Below are 21,262 nucleotides of genomic sequence, written 5' to 3'. Positions count from 1 at the left end.
GTCGGGAAGTGTGTCGCAAATGATCAGCCTCAACGAAATAGAGCAAGCCCAAGACAGGCTGAATGGTCATGTCCAAAGAACACCGCTGATCCACTCCGAAAGTCTCAGCAGGCGATCAGGTGTGCCGGTTTTTCTCAAGCTTGAAAACAGACAACCAACGGGTAGTTTCAAGCTTCGCGGCGCAACAAATGCCGTTCTCAGCCTGTCCGAAAATGAACGCAAGCAGGGACTTGTCACAGCCTCTACCGGAAATCATGGGCGCGCATTGGCTCATGCGGCGTCCACGCAAGGGTTGACCGCCACGATCTGCCTTTCATCGCTTGTACCGCGCAATAAGGTCGAGGCAATCCGCGATCTTGGTGCGGATGTGCGCATCGTTGGGAACTCACAGGACGATGCGATGGAAGAAGTCATGCGACTTGTGCGTGATGAAAGCATGAATGCCATCCCACCATTCGACGATCCGCGCATCATTGCCGGACAGGGAACGATGGGATTGGAAATTGTCAAAGACCTCCCTGAACTGGACACCGTGCTTGTTCCGCTTTCTGGTGGCGGCCTTGCCGCCGGAGTGGCTGCAGCAGTGAAAGCAAAACGCCCACTAGCGCGGGTAATTGGAATTTCCATGCGCCGCGGCGCGGCGATGCAAGCGAGCCTTGAAGCGGGCAAACCAGTCAATGTTGAGGAACAGGATACGCTGGCAGATTCCCTCGGTGGTGGCATAGGCCTCGATAACCGTTGGACTTTTGAGATGTGCCGCTCGCTGCTTGATGATGTGATCCTGCTCGATGAAGAGGAGATCGCAGCGGGGATCAGACATGCCGCAACGCAAGAAGGCGAAGTCATCGAAGGGGCCGCGGCCGTCGGTATTGCCGCCTTGTTGAGTGGCAAGATCAGGCCGACAGGACCGGCCGTCATCATAGTCTCAGGTGGCAATATCGATCCCGAACAACACCGCGCAATCATGGAAGACCGCTATCGGAGGGCAGGCTGATGGCTGAAATGAGAATTCTGACCGAAGCTGATCTGCGACAGATCATAGCCCTCGACCTTGAAAGCGTGGCGTGCGTGGAGGATGCTTTCCGGGCACTCGCCAGTGGCGGTGTCAGCATGCCGCCCATTCTTCGACTGGATATCCCTGCAGAGCGTGGCGAAGTCGATGTGAAGACGGCCTATATTCCTGGATTAGACAGCTTTGCCATTAAGGTAAGTCCCGGCTTCTTCAACAATCCTTCCATCGGCTTACCATCCACCAATGGGCTGATGATCCAGTTTTCGGCAAAGACCGGGCTTATCGAAGCATTGTTGCTGGATAATGGCTATCTGACCGATGTGCGTACAGCGGCTGCCGGTGCTGTCGTAGCAAAATATCTGGCGCGGGAAAATGCCCGTGTCGCCACCATCTTCGGTGCGGGCATGCAGGCGGGAATGCAGCTTGAAGCGCTGACGCTTGTGCGCCCCATCACCGAGGCGCGGATTTGGGCACGCAACTTCGATGGCGCGAAAAAAGCCGCGCAGAACTTTACCCAAAAGCTCGGAATACCGGTGACGGCAATCGCAGATGCAAAGGAAGCTTGTGATGGCACTGACATCATCGTCACGACCACGCCATCGGAAACGCCGCTCATAAAGGCTGAATGGCTTGCACCCGGTCAGCACGTTACTGCTATGGGATCGGATGCCGAACATAAGAACGAGATCGACCCTGCTCTTTTCCAGCGATCAATCATCTATGTCGCTGACAGCCTCTCCCAGACACGCAGGCTTGGCGAACTGCACCACGCAATTTCGGCTGGGATTGTTGCAGCGGATACTGTCTTTCCAGAACTGGGCCAGATCGTTCTCAATGCCTCCACATTCCAGCGGAAGGCAGAGGACATAACCTTCTGCGACCTCACGGGCACCGGGGTTCAGGATACTGCAATCGCCCGTCTTGCGACGGAGCGCGCCAGCCTGCGCGACGCAGGCACGAAAATTGATTCAACCAAAACTGCAGGAGCCAGTCGATGAGTGTGGAACTCAACTTCACCCGCGCGGAATATGATGAGCGGATAGCCAAAACCCGTCGCGCCATGGAGAAGGCAGGCTTCGATGTCATCATCGTCACAGACCCGTCCAACATACACTGGCTTACCGGTTATGATGGCTGGTCCTTCTATGTCCATCAATGCGTTGTGCTTTCGATGGAAGGCGAACCGATCTGGTATGGTCGCGGTCAGGATGGCAACGGTGCTAAACGCACCGCGTGGATAAGCCATGACAACATTATCGGCTATCCCGACCATTACGTGCAATCGCTGGAACGCCACCCGATGGATCTTTTGGCTTCGATCCTTGAGGAAAAGGGTTGGGGCAACAAGACGATTGCCGTCGAGTTCGATAATTACTGGTACACGGCTGCAGCGCATCATGCTCTGCAGAAGCATCTGCCCAACGCACGTTTCAAAGATGCGCAAGGACTCGTCAACTGGCAGCGTGCGGTGAAGAGTGCAACCGAGATCGACTATATGCGCAAAGCTGGTCGCATCGTGGAAGCCATGCATCGGCGCATCGTCGAAAAGATCGAGCCGGGTATGCGCAAATGCGATCTGGTTGCTGAAATCTACGATGCAGGCACGCGCGGCGTTGACAATTTCGGCGGCGATTATCCTGCCATCGTGCCACTGCTGCCTTCTGGACCTGACGCCTCCGCCCCGCACCTGACCTGGAATGATCTACCGATGAAGACCGGAGAAGGTACTTTCTTCGAAATCGCCGGCTGCTATAAGCGTTATCATTGCCCACTGTCGCGGACTGTATTTCTCGGCAAGCCGACGCAGGCTTTTCTTGATGCAGAAAAAGCAACGCTCGAAGGTATGGAAGCGGGACTTTCTGCTGCTCGCCCCGGCAACACGTGCGAAGATATCGCCAACGGCTTCTTCGCTGTTTTGAAGAAATACGGGATCATCAAGGACAACCGCACCGGCTATTCAATCGGTCTGTCCTATCCGCCGGATTGGGGCGAGCGCACGATGAGCCTGCGTCCCGGCGATCGCACCGAGTTGCGGCCCGGGATGACCTTCCATTTCATGACAGGTCTCTGGCTGGAAACCATGGGGCTCGAGATTACCGAGAGCATCGTGATCACCGAAACCGGTGTCGAATGCCTGTCGAATGTGCCACGCAAGCTCGTGGTCAAGGACTAGGACGCTGCGATGATGCTTAGCTCGCCTCCATCACGTTCCTCCCCGATCACGCCGACTGTCGATCTTGACCGCGACGGCGTGCAGCACGGACATTTGCGGTTGCCTTGGTCCAGAGACGATTCCGCCTGGGGCTCGCTGATGCTGCCAATCTGCGTCATTCGTAACGGCAACGGCCCGACCGCCCTTCTTACGGGTGGCAATCACGGCGATGAATATGAAGGACCGGTTGCCCTCTACGACCTCGCCGCCAATCTGAAACCGGCTGAGATCAACGGACGCGTTATCATTGTTCCTGCAATGAATTTTCCAGCTTTCACGGCGGGAACACGCACATCGCCGATAGATAAAGGCAATCTCAATCGTAGTTTTCCCGGCCGCCCGGATGGCACGGTAACTGAAAAGATCGCCGATTATTTCACCCGCTATCTGCTGCCCACAGCCGATATCGTCATGGATTTTCATTCCGGCGGACGAACACTCGACTTCCTACCCTATGCCGCCGCGCACGCCCTGCCCGATGCAACTCAGGAAGCCCAATGCTTTGCTGCCGTCAAAGCATTCTCCGCCCCTTTCTCCATGCGAATGATCGAGATCGATGCTGTAGGCATGTACGACACGACCGCTGAAGAAGCGGGCAAGGTGTTTGTGACGACCGAGCTTTCTGGCGGCGGCACGATTTCAGCACGGTCGGCAGCAATCGCCAAACGCGGCATCCGCAACCTATTGCGCCACGCAGACATTCTGCAAGGAGAGGTGGAGCTTTCGCCCACCACATGGCTCGATATGCCATCGCAGGAATGCTTCGGCTTTGCCGATACCGAAGGTTTGCTTGAACCTTTGGTCGATCTTGGCGCGGAAATACGCAAGGGCGACCTCATTGCCCGCGTTCATAACGTGACGCGCACTGGCGGAGCGCCGCAGGAATATCGTGCTGCTCTCGACGGCGTTTTGGCCGCCCGCCATTTTCCGGGTCTCATCAAGATGGGTGATTGCCTTTCGGTCATCGCCACGATCAGCGAGGAGCCGTCTTCGTCTTAAATCAATCAGTACCGACCAATTGAAAAGCCGGACCAAAAACAACCGGCATCCATAAAGAGGAGTGAACACCATGCGCATGAAACTTCATACGATTTCCGCTCTGCTTTCCGCGACAGCATTTGCAGCTCTTACAATCCCGTCACAGGCCGTCACCATTGACGATCTGAAAAGCGCAGGGTTTGTGCGAGGAGCGACTGCCAACGAAGTGCCTTATGGTTATATGGACGCAAGTGGTGCAGCCAAAGGCATCGGCCCGGACGTTGCCGCAGCAATTTTCAAGAAACTCGGAATTGAAGAAGTCGATTGGACTGTTACGCCATTCGGCTCGCTTATTCCCGGATTGAAAGCCAAACGCTTTGAGTTTGTCGCCGCCGAGCAGAATGTTTTGCCCGACCGCTGCAAACAGGTTCAGTTCACGGTCGCCAATTCCAGCTATGGTGAAGGTTTGCTGGTTCCAAAAGGCAACCCGAAAAACATTCATTCCTATGACGACATCAAGAAAGATCCGTCTCTGAAAGTCGCAATTGTTTCGGGTGCCGATCAGATCGATTTCCTGCATGGAATGGGTATCGATGAATCGCAGATCATCATGATTCAGGGCAATGCTGACGCTCCATCCACGGTTCAGACTGGTCGTGCGGATGCCTATGCCGCAACAGAGCTGACAGTGGCCAAGCTCGTTGAAAATTCGCCACAACTGGAACAGGCGCATCCGTTTACCGATCCGGTTGTGGATGGCAAGTCCGCGCGCAGTTTCGGCGCTTTCAGCTTCCGTCCAGAGGACAAGGAATTCTACGACGCCTTCAACAAGGAACTCATCGAGTTCAAGAAGACCGATGACTACAAGAAAATCCTGATGACCTATGGGCTTAGCGAAGAGAGCGTCGAAGCGGCGCGGACTGTTGATACGGCCAGCCTCTGCAACGCAAAGTAACGCTTTTGTCGCCCGCCGTGCCATGATGATTGGTTCGGCGGGCCTTGTCTCATCTCTATCGGGAGAAGACCATATGCACTGGACGGAGTATCTTCCCGCCCTTTTCAAAGGCGCACAAATCACCGTCGTTCTTGCCCTCAGTTCGATGGCTATCGGCACTCTGCTGGCGTTCGCAGCCGGCATTGCCCGTTTTGCGGGTGGGCCGATCCTTTCCACGATTGCGGTGATCTATATCGAGATATTCCGGGGTACTTCACTGCTCGTGCAATTGTTCTGGCTCTATTACGCCCTGCCATTGATCGGCATTTCATTCGATCCGATCACGACCGGCATTATGGGGCTTGGCCTCAATATCGGTGCTTATGGTGCTGAGGTCGTTCGTGGCGCCTTGCAGTCCGTTCCTGAAGCGCAACATGAAGCCGCAAGAGCCCTCAACTTCAGCAGAGGCCACACACTGTTTCACATTGTCCTGCCACAGGCGGTTGTCGAGATGATGCCGGCTTTCGGCAATCTGGCCATTCATAATCTGAAAGATACAGCACTCGCCTCGCTTATCGCCATCAGCGATCTGACTTTCCAGGCCCAGCGTTTGCGCAATCTGACGCTCGACAATGTGACGATCTATTCGCTGACACTACTCGGTTATTTTGCAATGGCTCTGGTGCTCGCCTCCGCGATCCGCTGGCTTGAGCGACGACTGAAACGCCAGACAATGGCAGGAGGTTTCGCATGATCTACGGCTATGCATGGGACACCTCGTCCACGCTATCCTTTGCGATTTCCATTCTACCAATTCTGGGAATTGGCCTCACAGTAACACTCAAGGCCGCAGCCACCGGCTTCGCGATTGCGCTGGTGCTCGGCCTCGTTTTCGCGCTTTTGCGCCGCAGCCCATACAAAATCATATCCTGGCCGACCGTGGTCGTTGTGGAGTTTCTGCGCGATACGCCGTTGCTGGTGCAATTGTTTTTCCTGTACTACGTGCTGCCTGTCTATGGCATTGTTCTGCCCGCATTCCTGACCGGCGCATTGGCGCTTGGCCTTCAATATTCGGCCTATACGTCGGAGGTTTATCGCGGAGGTATCGAAGCCATTCCGCGCGGACAATGGGAAGCAGCGCGCGCCCTGAACCTTACACCATGGCGCACCTATCGCGACATTGTCATTCCGCAAGCCATACCCCGGATCATCCCGGCTATGGGCAACTACCTTGTCTCGATGCTGAAGGAGACCCCGGTTCTGTCTGTCGTCAGTATCGTTGACATGCTGAACCTCGCCAATCTGATCGGCGACCGCACCTTCGAATATCTGGTGCCACTGTCGATGGTCGGCCTGATCTTCCTCGTGCTGACCCTCATCTGCTCGGCGCTCATACGCCTGCTCGAACGCACACTTCCAAAGAACGGGATCGCCCTCAAATGACCCAGGAAATTATCCGCTTTCAGGACGTAGCCAAGCGTTTCGGCGCACTGACTGTGCTGGATCAATTCAATTTCTCGGTCAAGACAGGCGAGAAAGTAACGCTGATCGGCCCATCAGGATCGGGAAAATCGACGGTGCTCCGCATTCTCATGACACTGGAGCCGTTTCAGGAGGGTACGCTCGAACTCGCAGATATGTCCTATCACCAACCAAACGGCAAAGGACAGTTTCGGGCGAGCGAAGCCCACTTGCGTAAAATCAGATCGCATGTCGGCATGGTGTTCCAGAGCTTCAATCTGTTTCCCCATATGTCTGTGCTGCGCAATATCATCGAGGCGCCGGTTCACGTTCTCGGTATGAAGCGGGACGAAGCCGAGGCGCGTGCACTCGATCTTCTCGCTCTTGTCGGCCTGACAGACAAGAAAGATCACTACCCATCACAGCTTTCAGGCGGCCAGCAGCAGCGCGTTGCGATTGCGCGTTCATTGGCTATGCGTCCGCGTGTTCTACTCTTTGACGAGCCTACATCGGCACTTGATCCACAGCTTGTCGGCGAAGTTCTGGCGGTCATTCGCAGTCTGGCGCAAGAACATGATCTGACAATGCTCCTCGTCACCCATGAGATGCGCTTTGCACGCGAAGTTTCCGATCGTGTCTGTTTTTTCGACAAGGGACGCATCTGCGAACAGGGCACGCCCGAACAGATATTCCAGTCTCCGACTGAAGAGCGGACGAAAGAGTTTCTGCAATCAGTTCTATAGCGCTCAGGCTATAGAACTGACGTCATAGACTGGCGGCAGTTGTGCGAAGGTTTCGCGAATAGTTTCCAGAGCTGTCTGCAAGGCAGATCGCGAAAGCCTTCCGCCGAGGCAGATGCGGATACCCCCATCCCCCCGCTCACCGCCCGCCACGAATGGATCAGAAGGTGTGACAGCGACGCCCTTGCTTGCCAGAGCACGGACCAGACCATCCTCCGACCAGTTGCGCGGGATTTTCAACCAGGCACAAAGCGACAGCGGATTGCTGCCTGCAATGTGAGGCTCAAGAATATCGGCTACCAATGTCTGCCTTGAACGCAGTTCGCTACGCTGAATATCCAGAAGCTCAGTCGCCGTTCCGTCCTCGATCCAGCGGCTGGCCATCTCTGCAACGAGATTAACGCCGCTCCAGCTCGTCACGCGCAAAATCGACGTCACGCGAATAGAATAATGCGCTGGCACCACAAGATAACCTGTTCTTAGGCCAGTCATAACTGTCTTGGTGAAGCTTGTTACGAAGAAGCCCAGCTCTGGCAGCAGTTCCGGCATTGACGGCAGAGGCTCTTCGAGGATCGGCTTGTAGACTTCATCCTCAATGACACAAACGCCATATCGCCGCGCAATGTCCGCGACCGCGATACGCCTCTCGGCTCCCATCAAATGACTGGTCGGATTGCCAAGCGTTGGGATGAGCACCAGTGCCCTTACATCTCCCGCCTTACACGCAGTTTCAAAAGCATCAGGCAATATGCCTTCTCTATCCGTCGGCAACGCACGCAGCGTGAAGCCAAGCACATTGGCAAGACCGATGATGCCATGATCGGTTAGGCTTTCCGTCAGCACTACCTCTCCCGGCTGCACAACCGCTGCGACTGCCAGAAACAGGCCATGAGCAGCGCCATTCGTAATAATGATGCGACCCGGATCAACATCAACCGACAGGCCACGCAACCAGTCCCGTGCGGCAGCACGATGCCGGTCCAGCCCAGCAATTGGACGACACGGACGCATGAAGCTTGCATTGTCCGACTGGCTCATTTCCTCCAGCAGACGACGCGAGCCATTCTCGTGGGCTTCTGTATAGACGGCGCGAATGATGGACAGATCCGCCGTTCCGCTGGGATCCCGATCAAGCATGAAGCGATCAGCCCGCTCCGTCACGCGATTGCAGACATAAGTTCCCCGGCCGACTTCGCCACGCAGATAGCCGCGCCGCTCGGCTTCTTTGTAGCTGATACTGACCGTTTGAACGGACAGCCCCAGTTTGTGCGCGAGATCACGATGCGTTGGCATACGCGTCTCAGGTTTCAGGACGCCCTTCTCAATATCCTCAACGATCTTTTCAGTCAGAAGCCGATGTTTGGTGGTTCCCTTTCGCATCTCCAGCGCTGGTTGCCAAACATCAATGGTCACAAGATCATTACAAGACATCGATTGTCCTAATTTAACAGGAATCCACTCCATGACAATTTATCTCTCAATGAGTGAGATTTGAAGTGGCTAATGCAAGACAGCAGAAATTATTCGATGTTTTGTGACACACGTCGCAAATGAAAACGGCCCGCCAGTATCACTGCGGACCGCTTTGTCGTGGCTGTAAAACGACTATGTTCAGCTCAGTACGATACCGCCATCGACATTGAGGCTCTGGCCGGTCACGAAAGCTGCGTCGTCTGAAGCTAGGAAGGCAACCGGTCCAACCACGTCTTCAGGATCACCGATCCGCCGCATGGCGGTCTTTTCCTGCCAGGCCTCGCGTATTGCGACATCGTCAAGATTGACGCGACCCATGTCAGTTAAAATGATGCCAGGGCAGACGCAGTTTGCGGTAATACCGAAAGTCCCCACTTCCTGTGCCAATACGCGTGTGAACCCCATGACCGCAGCTTTTGATGCAGAATAATGCGCCTGTTCTGGTGCGCCATGCTTGCCACCGATAGAGGCAATATTCACGATGCGACCGTATTTCTGCTTTTTCATGTGAGGCAACACGGCCTGAACGACCAGAAATGTACCCTTGGCATTTACATCAAGAACACTGTCCCAATGTTCTTCCTTGAGATGCTCGACGTCGCTGGCAATCAGAATACCTGCATTGTTGACGACAGCATCGATACGGCCAAAAGCGTCGATGGTGTTCTTCACCATTGCTTCGACGTCGATCTTGCGGCTGACATCCGCGTAAACGGTCAATGCCCGGCGACCGGCTTTTTCAATTTCCTTCGCCACATCCTGTAACGCATCCTTCTGGCGTTCGATATCGTTGATGGCTACATCAAAGCCGCGTTTGGCCATACCAATAGCGATTGCACGTCCAATTCCGCGGCTGGCACCTGTGACGAGTGCTATTTTTGCCTGTTCAGTCATTTCATCCTCCAGAAATCCCAGAAATCAAAGAGCGGTATAGCCGCCATCGACTGTCAGCACTGTGCCTGTCACGAAGCTTGCTGCATCGGATGCAAGAAACAAAACGGCATTGGCAATCTCACGCGGTTCACCAAGCCGCCCTTGGGGCGTCATGGCGAGCCAGGTCGAAAACCATTCTTCGTTGCTGCGTCCCGCAAGCGTCAGTTCTGTTGCAGTGTAACCGGGCGCGACCGCATTTACGCGCACGCCTTGCTTTGCCCATTCAACAGCCAGTGACTTGGTAATGAGATTTACACCCGCTTTTGCAGCGTTGTAGGCCACCTGCGGCTGAGGATAGACGACAATCTCCCCGCACATCGACGAGATGTTGACGATTGCGCCCCGACCCGCCGCAGCCATGCGCTTTCCGAACGCCTGTGCGCAGTAGAAAACGCCATTGAGATTGACGTCGATCACCGCCCGCCAATCATCTTCAGTCACATCGCTGGCGGCGGCATTTCTGACAATACCGGCATTGTTGACCAGAATATCCGGCACGCCAATCTCGTTGGAAATTGCCTCTGCCACCCGTTCGGCAGCATTCTTGTCCGTTACATCAAGCACATATAGTCGCGCTGACGAGACTCTCTGGGCATTGAGTTCTGCGACCGTTAGCTTACCCGCAGCCTCATCACGGTCGGTGATGATAACATTGGCACCGGCCTCGACAAAAAGTTCGGCGATAGCCCGTCCAATACCTTTGGCACCGCCAGTAATGACAGCACTCTTACCCGTCAGCTGAAAATCCTTGAGCATTGTCTTCTCCCGAATATCTTCCTCAGGCACCCCGAACCGACTTCAAAGCTGGATACAGCGCACGATATTGTTGATAAATCTCGTTATAGATGGCCGTCTCACGCGGACGTGGCTCGATACGGGTGCCCGGCTTGACCATGGCGGCGATGCCGTCGTCAATGCTGGCAAAATGCCCGGCGCCATGGGCAGCCAGAACGGCAGCTCCAACCGAAGGCGCATCACGTGATTGCGGCACACAAACGGGCAGCCCAGCTGTGTCGGCGTGGATTTGCAGCCAAAGCGGTGATGCACTGGCGCCGCCGCCGACCGTGATTTCCTGACCACTATAACCGGCTTCCGCCATGGCATCGAGGATCGCACGTGTACCGAAACTGATGCCTTCCATGATGGCACGGAAAACATGGTGCGGCTCATGTGCAAGTGTCAGGCCAACAATTGCCCCGCGCGACAGGGCATCGGTATAAGGCGTGCGATTGCCCTGAAAATGATCTTGGACCAGAAGTCCATCCGCGCCCGGCTCTAGAACAGCAGCCTTGCGGTTCAGCTCTTCCATATCCATTGTGCCGTTCATCATGCGGCCAAGCCAGGCAATAACCGAACCTGTCGATGTCTGCCCACCTTCAATGATATAACGTTTCGGATAGACCATGTCCGGATAGCTGCCCCAGATACCGGGCGCATGGAGAGGCTTATCTGAAACACCGAATTGCAAGTGAGATGAGCCAGTTATCAAGGCAAGCTGCCCCGGCTTGGCAACCCCAAGACCGATCATGCCAATCAGCGCATCAGCGCCACCCTGTACGACTTTCACCTTCTGTGAGAGCCCAAGTTCGGATGCAGCGTTTGCACTCAGATTGGCGATCACTTCACCGGGGGCAACCACCCGTGACGGCCATTTCTGCAACAACGCCTCAAGGCCCAGCTTCTCGAGTAGAGACTTTGGAAACCCACCGCGATCTGTCGAATAATGCCAGCGCAAAGACACGTTGTTGAGACTTGCCGCCTTCTCTCCTGTCAATCGCAGCGTCATGAAATCCTGATATTCGCAGATGGTTTCTGCCTTCTCGAAGACTTCCGGCTCGTTGCGCGCTATCCACAGTGCCTTGGGGATCATCCATTCTGCTGATACGGGGCCGCGCCCACCGCCATTCGCCTGAAGCGCGTCATCACCGGTCGCGAGTACTGCTTCAGCTTCATCGCTCGCACGCACATCCATCCAGATGATCGACGGGCGTAGAGGTTTGCCATCCGCATCGAGCGCCACGACCGTGCAGCTTGTCGTAGCAAGTGTAATAGCTTCGATTGCGGCCGGGTCGATCGCAGATTCCGATATGGCCTTGCGTGCAGCCTGAACGAACGAAGACCACCAGTCTTCAGGGTTCTGTTCCGCACGCGCTCCGCTTGAAAATTTCGTTTCATAAGGCACAGCGGCACTCGCCAGACACGTGCCTGAAAGATCATAGACCCGCGCGCGGATACTTTCCGTTCCTCCATCGGCGGTCAGAAAATAGGCCATTCAAATCCTCCCAAATGCCACTCCGAAAGCTCCTCCAGCTCTCGGAGCGCATCACCGTGCAATCGTTCAATTTAGTCCGCGAAATGCGTCTAGTGCCTTGGCCGCATACATCACAGCCGGACCACCACCCATTTCAACGGCAACCTCCAGCGCTTCGATCAGCTCCTTCTCAGTCGCACCATGACGGATGGCTGCATCCACGTGATAAAGGATGCAATCTTCGCAACCTTTGGCAACAGCAATGCTGACGGCAATCAACTCTCTTTGCGCAGAAGAAAATGCACCCGCAGCCGTTGCAGATTTGCTGACCCTGGCAAAGCCGGACATGAGTTCCGGCGTTGCTTTGGCAAAAGCACCCAGTCGCGACTGGGCTTCTTTCAGACGCAGCTTCACATCAGTCATTCGTGCCTCCAGCAAAGTTTAAAACCAGATCGGTCACGTCCTTCGCCTGATCCCATTGCGGCATATGACCAGACTGCGCGAGGAAGTGAACGCCAATTGACGGCTGCAACGAAGTCACCTGCTGCCATGGAATGATACGATCCTGCAATCCGACCAGAACACGGACCGGCATTGAGCGCGAAAGCTTTTCAAGCGATGCGATAATGTCGGTTCGCTGTCCTGATGGCCCGACAACAGCTTCTGCCAGATCCTTCAGACGCCCCCTGGCCATAGTTGCGGCAAACTCCGCCACCAACATCGGCGAGAGTTCGACAGGCTTTGCTGCAATACGCCGTAGAAGATGCGTTATCTCGCCTGTGGACGTTGCCTGTGCCATACCTGAAATAAACCCGGCATCAATATCAGAGCCAAGTCCCGCTGGCGCGACGAGCGTCAGACTTGCAACGCGGGCGGTATGAGCAGAGGCAAATACAGTTGCTGCGACCGCACCAAGAGAGTGCGCGACGACGTCCGCCTTTTTGATCGACAGAGCATCAAGGAATGCCGGAAGGAACTGACTAAGCTGGTCAGCATTCGCAGCATTGATCGTCGTCAACCCATGCGCCGGAAGATCGGGCGCGACCACTCGGAAGCCCGCCCTGCGCAGTCCGGATGCAACGTTGCTCCATGTCGTCCGGTCCCCCGAAAAGCCATGAAGCAGCACAATAACGCGTGCGTTTTTGGGGCCAATATCGGTATAGGCAACGCGGCCATCTGCAAGGTCAACGAAGTTCACATCAGCACTTGCTGGCGCATTGCCAGAGGCTGCCAGAACATCTTCTTTCTCCACACGACTTCTGCGGCCAGAGCCTGAAAGCGTGTTGATATCGATGCCCTTCTGGCGCGCAAGTCTGCGGGCAAGCGGCGTCGCACGCGTGCGCTGTCCCTGGCTCGCGGCTCTTGCAGCTCGCGAAACAGCAGACTGTTGAGCCGTTTCAGCCGCTGTCTCTGCATGAGAGACAGCTTCAGTCTTTTGCGTGATTGAATCCGCCGCCACTTCAATACGAGCAATGGCATCGCCAACAGTTACCATGTCGCCTTCTTGGCGCAGGATTTCGACGAGCTTACCGCCGACGAGTGCCGGAAATTCTGCAACCGTCTTGTCGGTTTCAATTTCAAGAACGGCTTCGCCACGCTCGAAACTATCGCCCTCCGCTTTCAACCAGCGGACAATGCGACCCTCTTCCATCGTCTCACCAAGACGAGGCATGTCGAGATTGGTCACAACATGTGCATGGTGTGAGCCGACTGCGGGCGCGGGGTGCGACGCAGCCGGCTCCACCGAGGAGGTAGCACTTTCGCTGCCCTCTTCGGTCCAGTCGGGACCAGATCCGATATCGATGCGCGCCAGCGGCGCACCGACAACGACATGATCCCCAATCGATCCGATCCATTCATTGAGCGTGCCGTCGCCAAGTGCGGGAAACTCGGCAACCGTCTTGTCGGTCTCAATCTCGATGATTGAATCACCGCGCTTGAAACTATCGCCGGGATTGACGAGGAAGCCGACAATCTTGCCCTCTTCCATTGTCTCGCCGAGACGCGGCATTTTCAGAATACGTTCTGTCATGACAGCATTCTCTCTGCGACCGACCGGATAAGATCCACTGTCGGCACACTGCCAGTTTCAAGGTCCTGCGAAACCGAAATCGGAATATCTTCACCAGCAACGCGAACGACAGGTTGTTCGAGATAGTCGAAGCATTCTTCTGTGATACGGGCCGAAAGTTCGGCTGCAACACCAGCTGTCATCACGCCTTCGGAAACGACCATGGCTTTTCCGACGCGCTCGACATGTTCGCGTATGGTGTCAAAATCAAGCGGGTTGAGCGTGCGAAGATCAATGACCGTCGCTTCAATACCCTTGGCAGCCAGCTTTTCGGCAGCTTCCAGCGCATAGTGAAGCTGGCGCGAATAGGTCACGATAACCAGATCCTTGCCCGTACGGCGTATTGCGGCCTTACCCCACTCAAGCGGTTCCGCATCCAGATCGACTTCTTCCTTGCGGGTATAGAGCGCCTTGTGCTCGATAAAGACGACCGGATCCGGCTTCGTCAGGCTTTGGCGCAACAAATGATAAGCATCTTGGACTGTGGCAGGCATGGCAAGCCGCAGGCCCGGCGTGTGCATGATCCATGCTTCAAGGCTCTGCGAATGCTGTGCACCCGCCGAACGACCGGTGCCGCCCTGCGTGCGAAGCACCATCGGCACACCAATCTGTCCACCGAACATATAGCGGATTTTAGCAGCCTGATTGGCAAGCTGGTCCATCGTCATGCCAAGAAAATCGATATACATCAGCTCTGCAACAGGGCGCAGACCGGTCATCGCAGCCCCAACAGCGGCACCGATGATCGCAGGCTCGGAAATGGGTGTGTCGATAAGCCGTTCAGCGCCATATTTGCCGATCAGGTCTTTCGTCACGCCATAAGCGCCGCCATAGCGGCCCACTTCTTCGCCAATAACGACAATGGTGTTGTCTTCAGCCATGGCATCATCCAGCGCTTTACGCAGCGCATCGCGGTAAGTCATGGCAACCATTATGCTTCATCCCTGGAAAGTACGCGGTCGATACGGGTGCGGACGGGTTCCGGCTCTGGTTCACCCACCGCATAGACATCCTTGAACATTGAAGTGAGCGGCGGTGCCTTGGACTCGACTGTGAAGTCTATAGTCGCGTCCATTTCAGCAGTAATGCCGCTGTCCATCGCGTCGAGCACTGTTTCCTCGGCCAAACCTTCGGAAACCAGCCGGTCGCGTGTAAATTTCACCGGGTCTTTCTTGCGTCCTTCGGCCTCTTCCGCTTCCGCACGATACGGGCTCTTGTCCATGCGGGCATGGCCAAAGAAACGATAACAACTGACGGACAGGAAGCCCGGTTTTCCAAGGCGGGCATCGTCGATCAGACCTTGCGCCGCGGCTTTAACTTCTTCCACATCGATACCATCGACAATCGCGCCATTGAGGCCGAATGCATGGGCACGCTGATCAAATGCCGTATTGGCCGTTGCCTGATCGACGCGCGTTCCCATGCCATACTGATTGTTGATGCAGACAAACACCACTGGCAGACCCCAGAGAGCCGCCATATTCATGCTCTCGTAAAGAATACCCTGCTGCATTGCACCGTCGCCGAAAAATGCGAGCGAGACAGAGTTCTTCTTGAGATATTTGCTGGAAAGACCCGCGCCAACGACCGAAGGAATGCCACCGCCGACAATCGCATTGGCGCCAAGGTGGCCAAGTGCCATATCGGCAATATGCATGGAACCGCCCTTGCCGTGGCAATAACCGGTTTCCTTACCGCCGATTTCAGCCATCATCTGCTTGGGATCAGCGCCGCGCGCCAGAAAGATACCATGGCCGCGATGGTGCGTGGTGAACGTGTCCTGTGGTTGCATTGCCGCGCAAACACCGGCAGCGGCTGCCTCTTCGCCAATCGAGAGATGAAGCATCGAACCTGCCGTCTGACCGCGTACGAACAATTCGCCCACGCGTTCTTCAAAGGTGCGGATGCGCCGCATCGTCCGGTAGAGTTCGAGAAGATTGGAGTTACTCGGATTTTGCACGTGCGCCTCCGACAGACTTGTCTGTTGCATTTGTTTCATGATGTTTAGTTCAATGCCTCACGTGTGCTCTCAAAGGAGCTTCAGTTTGGTGGTGCGCGAAACGACCGCGACCGCTACAAGAATAATAAGGCCCTTCACGATGCTCTGGATGTATGTGTCCATGCCGATAAGGTTGAGGCCGTTATTGATGACACCGATAAAGAGTGCGCCGAAGAATGTGCCCGCAATCGTGGCTGTGCCCGGACGAAACATCGTCATGCCGATAAACACCGTGGCAAGTCCATCGAGCAGATAGCGTTCGCCTGCATTTGGCTGGCCAGAGCCAAGACGTGCCGCAAGAAGCGCACCGGCAACCGCCGCAAAAATCGAGCAGACAACAAGAGCCGCAGCGCGATAGAAACGACCATTCACGCCCGAAAGCTCTGCAGCTTTCAGATTACCGCCCACTGCGTAGATGTAGCGACCGAACACGGTGCGCTCCATCAGGAACCAGGCGAATAGAACGACAATCACCATGGCATAGGCAAGCACAGGAATTCCGAACAACTGGCCCTGACCGAGCCAGAGATAATTCGCCGGAAGACCACCATAGATTGCCCGCCCGCCGGTCATCAGAAAGTTGATGCCGTAAAGAATGGAGCCTATGGCCAGCGTTGCAATCAGCGACGGCACGCCGACAAATGTGACCAGAATTGCATTGATGGAACCCACCACCAGACCGGCAGCAAGACCAGCAAGCAAAGCCACGGGCAAAGGAAATCCCGCGACCAGCATAAGTGGCACCAGAATACCTGCCATGCCGACCATGTAGCCGACCGATAAGTCCATTTCACGCGCCGCAAAGCCGAAAGTCAGTCCGGCTCCAACAATCGTCAGCATGGAAATCTGCTGAATGATATTGAGAAGATTGTTTGCAGTCAGAAAGCGGTCAACAGTCAGCGAAAAGCCCGCAAACAAAAGAAACAGCACGAAGAGCGTACTATATTTAAGCAGCCATTCGCCTTTCAGCTTTTTACCGAAGCTTTGAGCATGGCGGGATGATTGCGGGGAAACCGCTGAAAATCGAGCATTCATGGGGTAACTCCTGCCATTGCGGCAATAAATTTCGCTTCGGAAAACGCGCCGCGTTCAATCTGAGGCCCGGGGCCACCATTCACGAAGGGAATGACGCGGTCTGCCACGTCTGCGATTTCCAGAAGATCGGACGATGTGACGAGGAGAGCGACACCCCTGTCGGCGAGCCTGCGCATCTGCGCGTGAATTTCTCGCTTGGCACCAATATCGACGCCTTCCGTGGGCTCGATGAAGATCATCAGGCGATAATGATCATCAGCACCATAAAGCCATTTACCAATCGAGACTTTTTGTTTGTTGCCACCGCTCAGATCTTTCACGAACTGGCTGCGTGAATGCGCCTTGACGTTCATAAGCTGCATTGTGCGGTCCGCTTCACTTGCTTCGCGGCGCATGGACAATATGCCTGTACCGCCAAAGGTCGCGTGTGATGGATGCACCATTGCGAGATTTTCGCGCACGTCCCAATCGCCAATGAGAGAGTTTTCCATGCGATGATCAGGGACAAGCGCCACTCCCTTCTTCTGCATGGTTCGGGCATCGACTTTGCTGACTACCTCGCCTTGAAACCGACACATCCCGGAAATCACGCCGCTTGCGGCATAGAGTGAACGAGCAAAACCAAAATGCCCGGCCCCTGTCAGACCGATAAGTCCAACGATCTCGCCAGCGCGGATGATGAAATGATCGGCACGGACACCACCAGCCTGCCAATCGCTGACTTCCAGAACCACAGACCCGAGATTGCGCGTGTGCGGAACGTCCTGTTCGACTGCATCTTTGCCGCAGGAGCGCTGAAGCATCAGGTCGATCAATTGCGCTTCGCTTGAATCTTCAGCCTGAAGCGTCGCGATATGGCGGCCATCCCGCAGAACGGTAATACGGTCGCTCAGCGCTTTAATCTCGGACAAGAAGTGGCTGATGAGAACGATACCAACACCTTGTTGTGGCAAGGTTTTGATGATTTCCCAAAGGCTCTCTTTTTCGCGAGCGGGTAATGTTGCCGTCGGTTCATCGAGAATAAGCAGCCGCACATTGCCGCGCAGAGCGCGGATAATTTCGATGATTTTCTGATCTGCCATCGGCAGCATATCGACCTGCTCATCGAGATCAATCGACACCTGCGGAAACCAGCGATTGAGAAGCTCTTCCGCGCGAGCGATAAGCTTTCGTTTGTCGATGACACCAAGTCCCATTCGCGGCTCATCGCCAAGCAGAATGTTCTGTGCAGCAGTCAAGCCGGGAACAAGACTGCCTTCCTGAGAGACATGGGCAATGCCCTTGCGCAGGGCGTCACCGGCACTGCTGAGCTTCACCTCAGTCCCGTCTATTGTGATATGACCGGAAGTCGGACTTTTACTGCCGCCAAGGATGCTGACCAACGTGGTCTTCCCTGCGCCATTTTCTCCGATCAAGCCATGCACCTCATCAAACCGGAATTCAGCGCTGACCTGATCAAGGGCCAGCGTGCCGGGATAGGACATGACGATCTGCGAAAGGCTTACGGCCATCGAAGAGCTCCCGTGGATTAAATTTCGAATTCAGAAAAAGCGGCCGGAACGCGGAACGAACACGCCCCGGCCAGTTGCAGGCATGGGTGCCTATTTCTTCGGGAGGAAGTCCTTGCAGTTCTGCTTTGTTACCAGCGGCGCGTCGAGATAGACGGTCTTGGAAGGAATGACGGTTGCGGCATCTTCCTTCTTGACCACAATGCTTTCGATCCATTCGCCAGTCTGCGCGCCCATTTTTTCAAACGGCTGGGAAACTGTTGCGATCATCAGGCTGTCTGGCTTGCAGACTTCCTCGATTGCCTGCGGATGACCATCAATACCGATGACTTTCACGTTCTTCAGGCCAGCAGCGTTGAGCGCATTGATAGCCGCCTGTGCCGGCTCATCCCATGGCGCCCATACCGCATTGATCTCTTCACCAAAACGCGAAGCATAGTCCTGCATCGTGCTGGTGGTATCTTCGAAGAAGGCCGTATAGTCGATGTTGTGTTCGGCAAGGACCTTCACTTCAGGATATTCCTTCAGCACGGTCGCCATGACGTCACCGCGTTTGCGGGTGCCGTGATGCTCTGCCATACGCAAGAAAATGAGATTGCCTTTTCCGCCCATTTCGTTGAGCAGATAAGGAGATACTGAAGCCGACATGGCCCAGTTGTTGGTCGTAACGTCGACGAGCACACCATCTACCTGACCACTATCGATGGCAAAGACCGGAATTTTAGCGGCAACGGCAGCATCAATAGCCGCACGCGATGCCCGCAGGTCCGACATGCTGACGATAATCGCATCCACGCCACGCGACGCAGCATCCTGAATATTGGAAGCCGTACGCTCGCCAGAGCCACCGCTGTCAAGAACACTGATCTTCCAGTCCTTGGCGGTTTCCTTGAGCCATGCATCAAAGCCCGCCTTCGCACGCTGTTCAGACTGCGCGGCAGCATTGGAATGAACCCAGGCAACATTCGTGGCTGACGCGCTCGCCGTGCCCATCAGCACGGCCAGAGCTGCAACAGCGACAGATTTCTTGAAAAATCCCGATCCCATTTTATTCCTCCCAGAAGCGACGTGGTTGGCTCCACCGTCTGGCTTCAAATTGTTAAACCTCAGCACCGGAGGTCGGTGATGACATCAAGTTTGATGCAGCATCCGCCCCAGACACTTTCAGCGATAACTACGCGCGCCGCGCATGCCCCCGCTGCTCCTCCAAAACTGTCGCAACGCGGTCGTCAGACTCTGCTCCTCCAGAGAAAGACGCCCTCATTCCGCTATCACTTCAGCCCCGCATTCCAATTGACCCGGTCGCTCTTTCGCGCTCTTGTCCGTCGGAATGTTTGATATTAAGCGTCGACAAATTACAAATGTCAAATAGAAATACATTTGTAATTCAGAGACTGCTATTTGAGCGAGGGACCAATGAGTGAATCAGAAGACGGGCTGATGGTGCGCGTGGCATGGCTCTATTATGTTGGCGGATTCAACCAGGAGGCGACTGCTTCGAGACTTGGGTTAACACGTGCCCGCGTGAACAAAATCCTCGGCGAAGCCCGCGAAAGCGGTCTTGTCAGTATTTCAATCGATCATCAGAATGCTGGCACATTGCCCGTAGAGAACGAGCTGATGCGGCGATATGGGTTGAATTTTTGTGTTTCAACGCCGCCGTTTGGCTTCGATATGGCTGACGATACAGCATCGGAAATCCGCAAGCAGGTTTCGTTCAGAGCCGTTGGTGTGGCGGCTGCAACTTACCTCAAAAATTTTCTGGCTGACAATCAGGAAGCCACAGTAGGTACAGGCTGGGGGCGAACCATTGAGCAGATGACATTGCAACTTGCGGGTGTACGCGCGCCGCAAGCCCGGTTCATTTCAGTTATGGGATCTCTGACGGCAAACTCCGCCTATAATCCCTTTGAGGTTGTGCACATGTTGGCCCGCCGCACGGGTGGACAGGGTTTTTTCCTGCCTGTTCCGTTCATCGCCGATTCTGCGGAAGATCGAAAAGTGCTGATTTCCCAACGCTCGGTCGCACGCGCAATGGAGATCGCTCGGACCGCATCGGTCTGCTTCATCAGCGCAGGTGAGTTGACCGAAGATTCATTGCTGCGCCGTCAGAACATGTTGAGCAAATCTGAACTCGAAAGCCTGCGTGCTGCTGGTGCCATTGGTGATACCAATGGCATCTTCTTTGACAAGGAAGGCCGTCAGATCGATCACGAAATGAACCAGCGCACCATAGCGCTGGGTTTTGAAGAGTTGCAGAAAGTTCAAGTGGTTCTGCTCATCGCCGGTCAGGAAAAAGCAGCCGCAGCAAAAGCGCTGTTAAAAAGCGGCATTGTCAACGGTCTTATTATAGATGGCGATGCCGCGGATGCGCTTCTGGCACTTTCTTAAACGATAACAATTGCTAACCTGACCAACGAGGCTCTAAAGCATGTCGCAGCTAAATGGAGTCATTTAGCGTTCGCGAACATGCGACTATTAAAAGAATCCAGAGCGAGCGCCATGGGTGCAATTAAGCGCGACACGCTCTAGGCCGTGGTGACGATTTCACTTTTGCAGCGGTATGAGGGAAAATCGTTCAGCTTTAGGAGTAAAACCGAAGGTGGAGTATTCTCCATTGAGGTTTTACGACGACAAGATGGGCGATTTTCACCA

Annotated in this window: 20 protein-coding genes; 9 read left to right on the top strand and 11 right to left on the bottom strand. The window is 55.0% G+C overall.

What is annotated here, in order from left to right:
• Positions 1–19: 19 nt before the first annotated feature.
• From eutB to ehuA, 8 genes are all read left to right on the top strand, one after another.
• Positions 20–994: a hydroxyectoine utilization dehydratase EutB gene (gene eutB, locus CEV33_RS22810; RefSeq protein ID WP_094542645.1), complete on the top strand. Its 975-nt coding sequence runs from the start codon at positions 20–22 to the stop codon at positions 992–994.
• Positions 994–2,010, top strand: a complete 1,017-nt coding sequence (locus CEV33_RS22805) for a cyclodeaminase (RefSeq protein WP_094542644.1) — start codon at positions 994–996, stop codon at positions 2,008–2,010. The genes eutB and CEV33_RS22805 overlap by 1 nt, the downstream gene beginning before the upstream one ends.
• A complete protein-coding gene (gene doeA / locus CEV33_RS22800) occupies positions 2,007–3,185 on the top strand; it encodes an ectoine hydrolase DoeA (RefSeq protein ID WP_094542643.1) in 1,179 nt (392 codons plus the stop codon). Before CEV33_RS22805 ends, doeA begins: the two co-directional genes overlap by 4 nt.
• 9 nt (positions 3,186–3,194) lie before the next feature.
• Positions 3,195–4,223 (top strand): N(2)-acetyl-L-2,4-diaminobutanoate deacetylase DoeB, encoded by a 1,029-nt coding sequence (gene doeB / locus CEV33_RS22795; RefSeq protein ID WP_094542642.1) that lies wholly within the window; start codon positions 3,195–3,197, stop codon positions 4,221–4,223.
• A 70-nt stretch (positions 4,224–4,293) separates the two neighbouring features.
• Positions 4,294–5,157: an ectoine/hydroxyectoine ABC transporter substrate-binding protein EhuB gene (gene ehuB / locus CEV33_RS22790; protein ID WP_094542641.1), complete on the top strand. Its 864-nt coding sequence runs from the start codon at positions 4,294–4,296 to the stop codon at positions 5,155–5,157.
• A 73-nt stretch (positions 5,158–5,230) separates the two neighbouring features.
• The gene (ehuC, locus tag CEV33_RS22785; protein ID WP_094542640.1) at positions 5,231–5,890 is read left to right on the top strand and encodes an ectoine/hydroxyectoine ABC transporter permease subunit EhuC; all 660 of its coding nucleotides are present in this window, start codon (positions 5,231–5,233) and stop codon (positions 5,888–5,890) included.
• Positions 5,887–6,579 (top strand): ectoine/hydroxyectoine ABC transporter permease subunit EhuD, encoded by a 693-nt coding sequence (gene ehuD / locus CEV33_RS22780; protein ID WP_094542639.1) that lies wholly within the window; start codon positions 5,887–5,889, stop codon positions 6,577–6,579. The genes ehuC and ehuD overlap by 4 nt, the downstream gene beginning before the upstream one ends.
• The gene (ehuA, locus tag CEV33_RS22775; protein ID WP_029927582.1) at positions 6,576–7,340 is read left to right on the top strand and encodes an ectoine/hydroxyectoine ABC transporter ATP-binding protein EhuA; all 765 of its coding nucleotides are present in this window, start codon (positions 6,576–6,578) and stop codon (positions 7,338–7,340) included. The genes ehuD and ehuA overlap by 4 nt, the downstream gene beginning before the upstream one ends.
• Before the next feature lie 3 nt (positions 7,341–7,343).
• Here the strand turns inward: ehuA and ehuR are convergent, their stop codons facing one another.
• From ehuR to CEV33_RS22720, 11 genes are all read right to left on the bottom strand, one after another.
• Positions 7,344–8,768, bottom strand: coding sequence for a MocR-like ectoine utilization transcription factor EhuR (gene ehuR / locus CEV33_RS22770; RefSeq protein ID WP_094542638.1), 1,425 nt, complete (start codon positions 8,766–8,768; stop codon positions 7,344–7,346).
• Positions 8,769–8,948: 180 nt separating this feature from the next.
• Positions 8,949–9,704 (bottom strand): SDR family NAD(P)-dependent oxidoreductase, encoded by a 756-nt coding sequence (locus CEV33_RS22765; RefSeq protein WP_094542637.1) that lies wholly within the window; start codon positions 9,702–9,704, stop codon positions 8,949–8,951.
• A gap of 24 nt (positions 9,705–9,728) precedes the next feature.
• Complete coding sequence (locus CEV33_RS22760; RefSeq protein WP_094542636.1) at positions 9,729–10,499, bottom strand: SDR family NAD(P)-dependent oxidoreductase; 771 nt, start codon at positions 10,497–10,499, stop codon at positions 9,729–9,731.
• Between the two features lie 22 nt (positions 10,500–10,521).
• The gene (locus CEV33_RS22755; RefSeq protein WP_094542635.1) at positions 10,522–12,015 is read right to left on the bottom strand and encodes an FGGY-family carbohydrate kinase; all 1,494 of its coding nucleotides are present in this window, start codon (positions 12,013–12,015) and stop codon (positions 10,522–10,524) included.
• Positions 12,016–12,081: 66 nt separating this feature from the next.
• Positions 12,082–12,417, bottom strand: a complete 336-nt coding sequence (locus CEV33_RS22750) for a carboxymuconolactone decarboxylase family protein (RefSeq protein WP_024897983.1) — start codon at positions 12,415–12,417, stop codon at positions 12,082–12,084.
• Positions 12,410–14,026, bottom strand: coding sequence for an acetoin dehydrogenase dihydrolipoyllysine-residue acetyltransferase subunit (locus CEV33_RS22745; RefSeq protein ID WP_094542634.1), 1,617 nt, complete (start codon positions 14,024–14,026; stop codon positions 12,410–12,412). Before CEV33_RS22745 ends, CEV33_RS22750 begins: the two co-directional genes overlap by 8 nt.
• A complete protein-coding gene (locus CEV33_RS22740) occupies positions 14,023–14,997 on the bottom strand; it encodes an alpha-ketoacid dehydrogenase subunit beta (RefSeq protein ID WP_167388228.1) in 975 nt (324 codons plus the stop codon). The genes CEV33_RS22745 and CEV33_RS22740 overlap by 4 nt, the downstream gene beginning before the upstream one ends.
• Complete coding sequence (locus CEV33_RS22735) at positions 14,997–16,025, bottom strand: thiamine pyrophosphate-dependent dehydrogenase E1 component subunit alpha (RefSeq protein WP_094542757.1); 1,029 nt, start codon at positions 16,023–16,025, stop codon at positions 14,997–14,999. Before CEV33_RS22735 ends, CEV33_RS22740 begins: the two co-directional genes overlap by 1 nt.
• A 69-nt stretch (positions 16,026–16,094) precedes the next feature.
• Positions 16,095–17,099, bottom strand: coding sequence for an ABC transporter permease (locus CEV33_RS22730; protein WP_094542632.1), 1,005 nt, complete (start codon positions 17,097–17,099; stop codon positions 16,095–16,097).
• Positions 17,096–18,610 (bottom strand): sugar ABC transporter ATP-binding protein, encoded by a 1,515-nt coding sequence (locus CEV33_RS22725; protein WP_094542631.1) that lies wholly within the window; start codon positions 18,608–18,610, stop codon positions 17,096–17,098. The genes CEV33_RS22730 and CEV33_RS22725 overlap by 4 nt, the downstream gene beginning before the upstream one ends.
• Before the next feature lie 90 nt (positions 18,611–18,700).
• Positions 18,701–19,654, bottom strand: coding sequence for a sugar ABC transporter substrate-binding protein (locus CEV33_RS22720; RefSeq protein WP_094542630.1), 954 nt, complete (start codon positions 19,652–19,654; stop codon positions 18,701–18,703).
• A gap of 369 nt (positions 19,655–20,023) precedes the next feature.
• On the opposite strand from CEV33_RS22720, the gene CEV33_RS22715 reads away from it, so the two are divergent.
• Entirely contained in the window at positions 20,024–20,998 is a 975-nt protein-coding gene (locus CEV33_RS22715; RefSeq protein WP_094542629.1) for a sugar-binding transcriptional regulator, read from the top strand.
• Positions 20,999–21,262: the final 264 nt, after the last annotated feature.

It is taken from the genome of Brucella grignonensis, from assembly GCF_002252505.1.
GTDB classification, from domain to species: Bacteria; Pseudomonadota; Alphaproteobacteria; order Rhizobiales; family Rhizobiaceae; genus Brucella; species Brucella grignonensis.
The sequence above is the reverse complement of the archived record's forward strand: the minus strand, read 5'-3'. Positions and strand labels throughout refer to the sequence as shown.

What these genes read in the sequence shown, in the direction of transcription:
- eutB (WP_094542645.1), top strand. Translation starts at nt 20, where the DNA reads ATGATCAGCCTCAACGAAATAGAGCAAGCCCAAGACAGGCTGAATGGT.
- doeB (WP_094542642.1), top strand. Translation starts at nt 3,195, where the DNA reads ATGATGCTTAGCTCGCCTCCATCACGTTCCTCCCCGATCACGCCGACT.
- CEV33_RS22740 (WP_167388228.1), bottom strand. Translation starts at nt 14,997, where the DNA reads ATGGTTGCCATGACTTACCGCGATGCGCTGCGTAAAGCGCTGGATGAT.
- CEV33_RS22760 (WP_094542636.1), bottom strand. Translation starts at nt 10,499, where the DNA reads ATGCTCAAGGATTTTCAGCTGACGGGTAAGAGTGCTGTCATTACTGGC.
- ehuD (WP_094542639.1), top strand. Translation starts at nt 5,887, where the DNA reads ATGATCTACGGCTATGCATGGGACACCTCGTCCACGCTATCCTTTGCG.
- ehuB (WP_094542641.1), top strand. Translation starts at nt 4,294, where the DNA reads ATGCGCATGAAACTTCATACGATTTCCGCTCTGCTTTCCGCGACAGCA.
- CEV33_RS22720 (WP_094542630.1), bottom strand. Translation starts at nt 19,654, where the DNA reads ATGGGATCGGGATTTTTCAAGAAATCTGTCGCTGTTGCAGCTCTGGCC.
- CEV33_RS22715 (WP_094542629.1), top strand. Translation starts at nt 20,024, where the DNA reads ATGAGTGAATCAGAAGACGGGCTGATGGTGCGCGTGGCATGGCTCTAT.
- CEV33_RS22745 (WP_094542634.1), bottom strand. Translation starts at nt 14,026, where the DNA reads ATGACAGAACGTATTCTGAAAATGCCGCGTCTCGGCGAGACAATGGAA.
- CEV33_RS22730 (WP_094542632.1), bottom strand. Translation starts at nt 17,099, where the DNA reads ATGAATGCTCGATTTTCAGCGGTTTCCCCGCAATCATCCCGCCATGCT.
- ehuR (WP_094542638.1), bottom strand. Translation starts at nt 8,768, where the DNA reads ATGTCTTGTAATGATCTTGTGACCATTGATGTTTGGCAACCAGCGCTG.
- CEV33_RS22755 (WP_094542635.1), bottom strand. Translation starts at nt 12,015, where the DNA reads ATGGCCTATTTTCTGACCGCCGATGGAGGAACGGAAAGTATCCGCGCG.
- ehuC (WP_094542640.1), top strand. Translation starts at nt 5,231, where the DNA reads ATGCACTGGACGGAGTATCTTCCCGCCCTTTTCAAAGGCGCACAAATC.
- CEV33_RS22805 (WP_094542644.1), top strand. Translation starts at nt 994, where the DNA reads ATGGCTGAAATGAGAATTCTGACCGAAGCTGATCTGCGACAGATCATA.
- ehuA (WP_029927582.1), top strand. Translation starts at nt 6,576, where the DNA reads ATGACCCAGGAAATTATCCGCTTTCAGGACGTAGCCAAGCGTTTCGGC.
- doeA (WP_094542643.1), top strand. Translation starts at nt 2,007, where the DNA reads ATGAGTGTGGAACTCAACTTCACCCGCGCGGAATATGATGAGCGGATA.
- CEV33_RS22725 (WP_094542631.1), bottom strand. Translation starts at nt 18,610, where the DNA reads ATGGCCGTAAGCCTTTCGCAGATCGTCATGTCCTATCCCGGCACGCTG.
- CEV33_RS22765 (WP_094542637.1), bottom strand. Translation starts at nt 9,704, where the DNA reads ATGACTGAACAGGCAAAAATAGCACTCGTCACAGGTGCCAGCCGCGGA.
- CEV33_RS22750 (WP_024897983.1), bottom strand. Translation starts at nt 12,417, where the DNA reads ATGACTGATGTGAAGCTGCGTCTGAAAGAAGCCCAGTCGCGACTGGGT.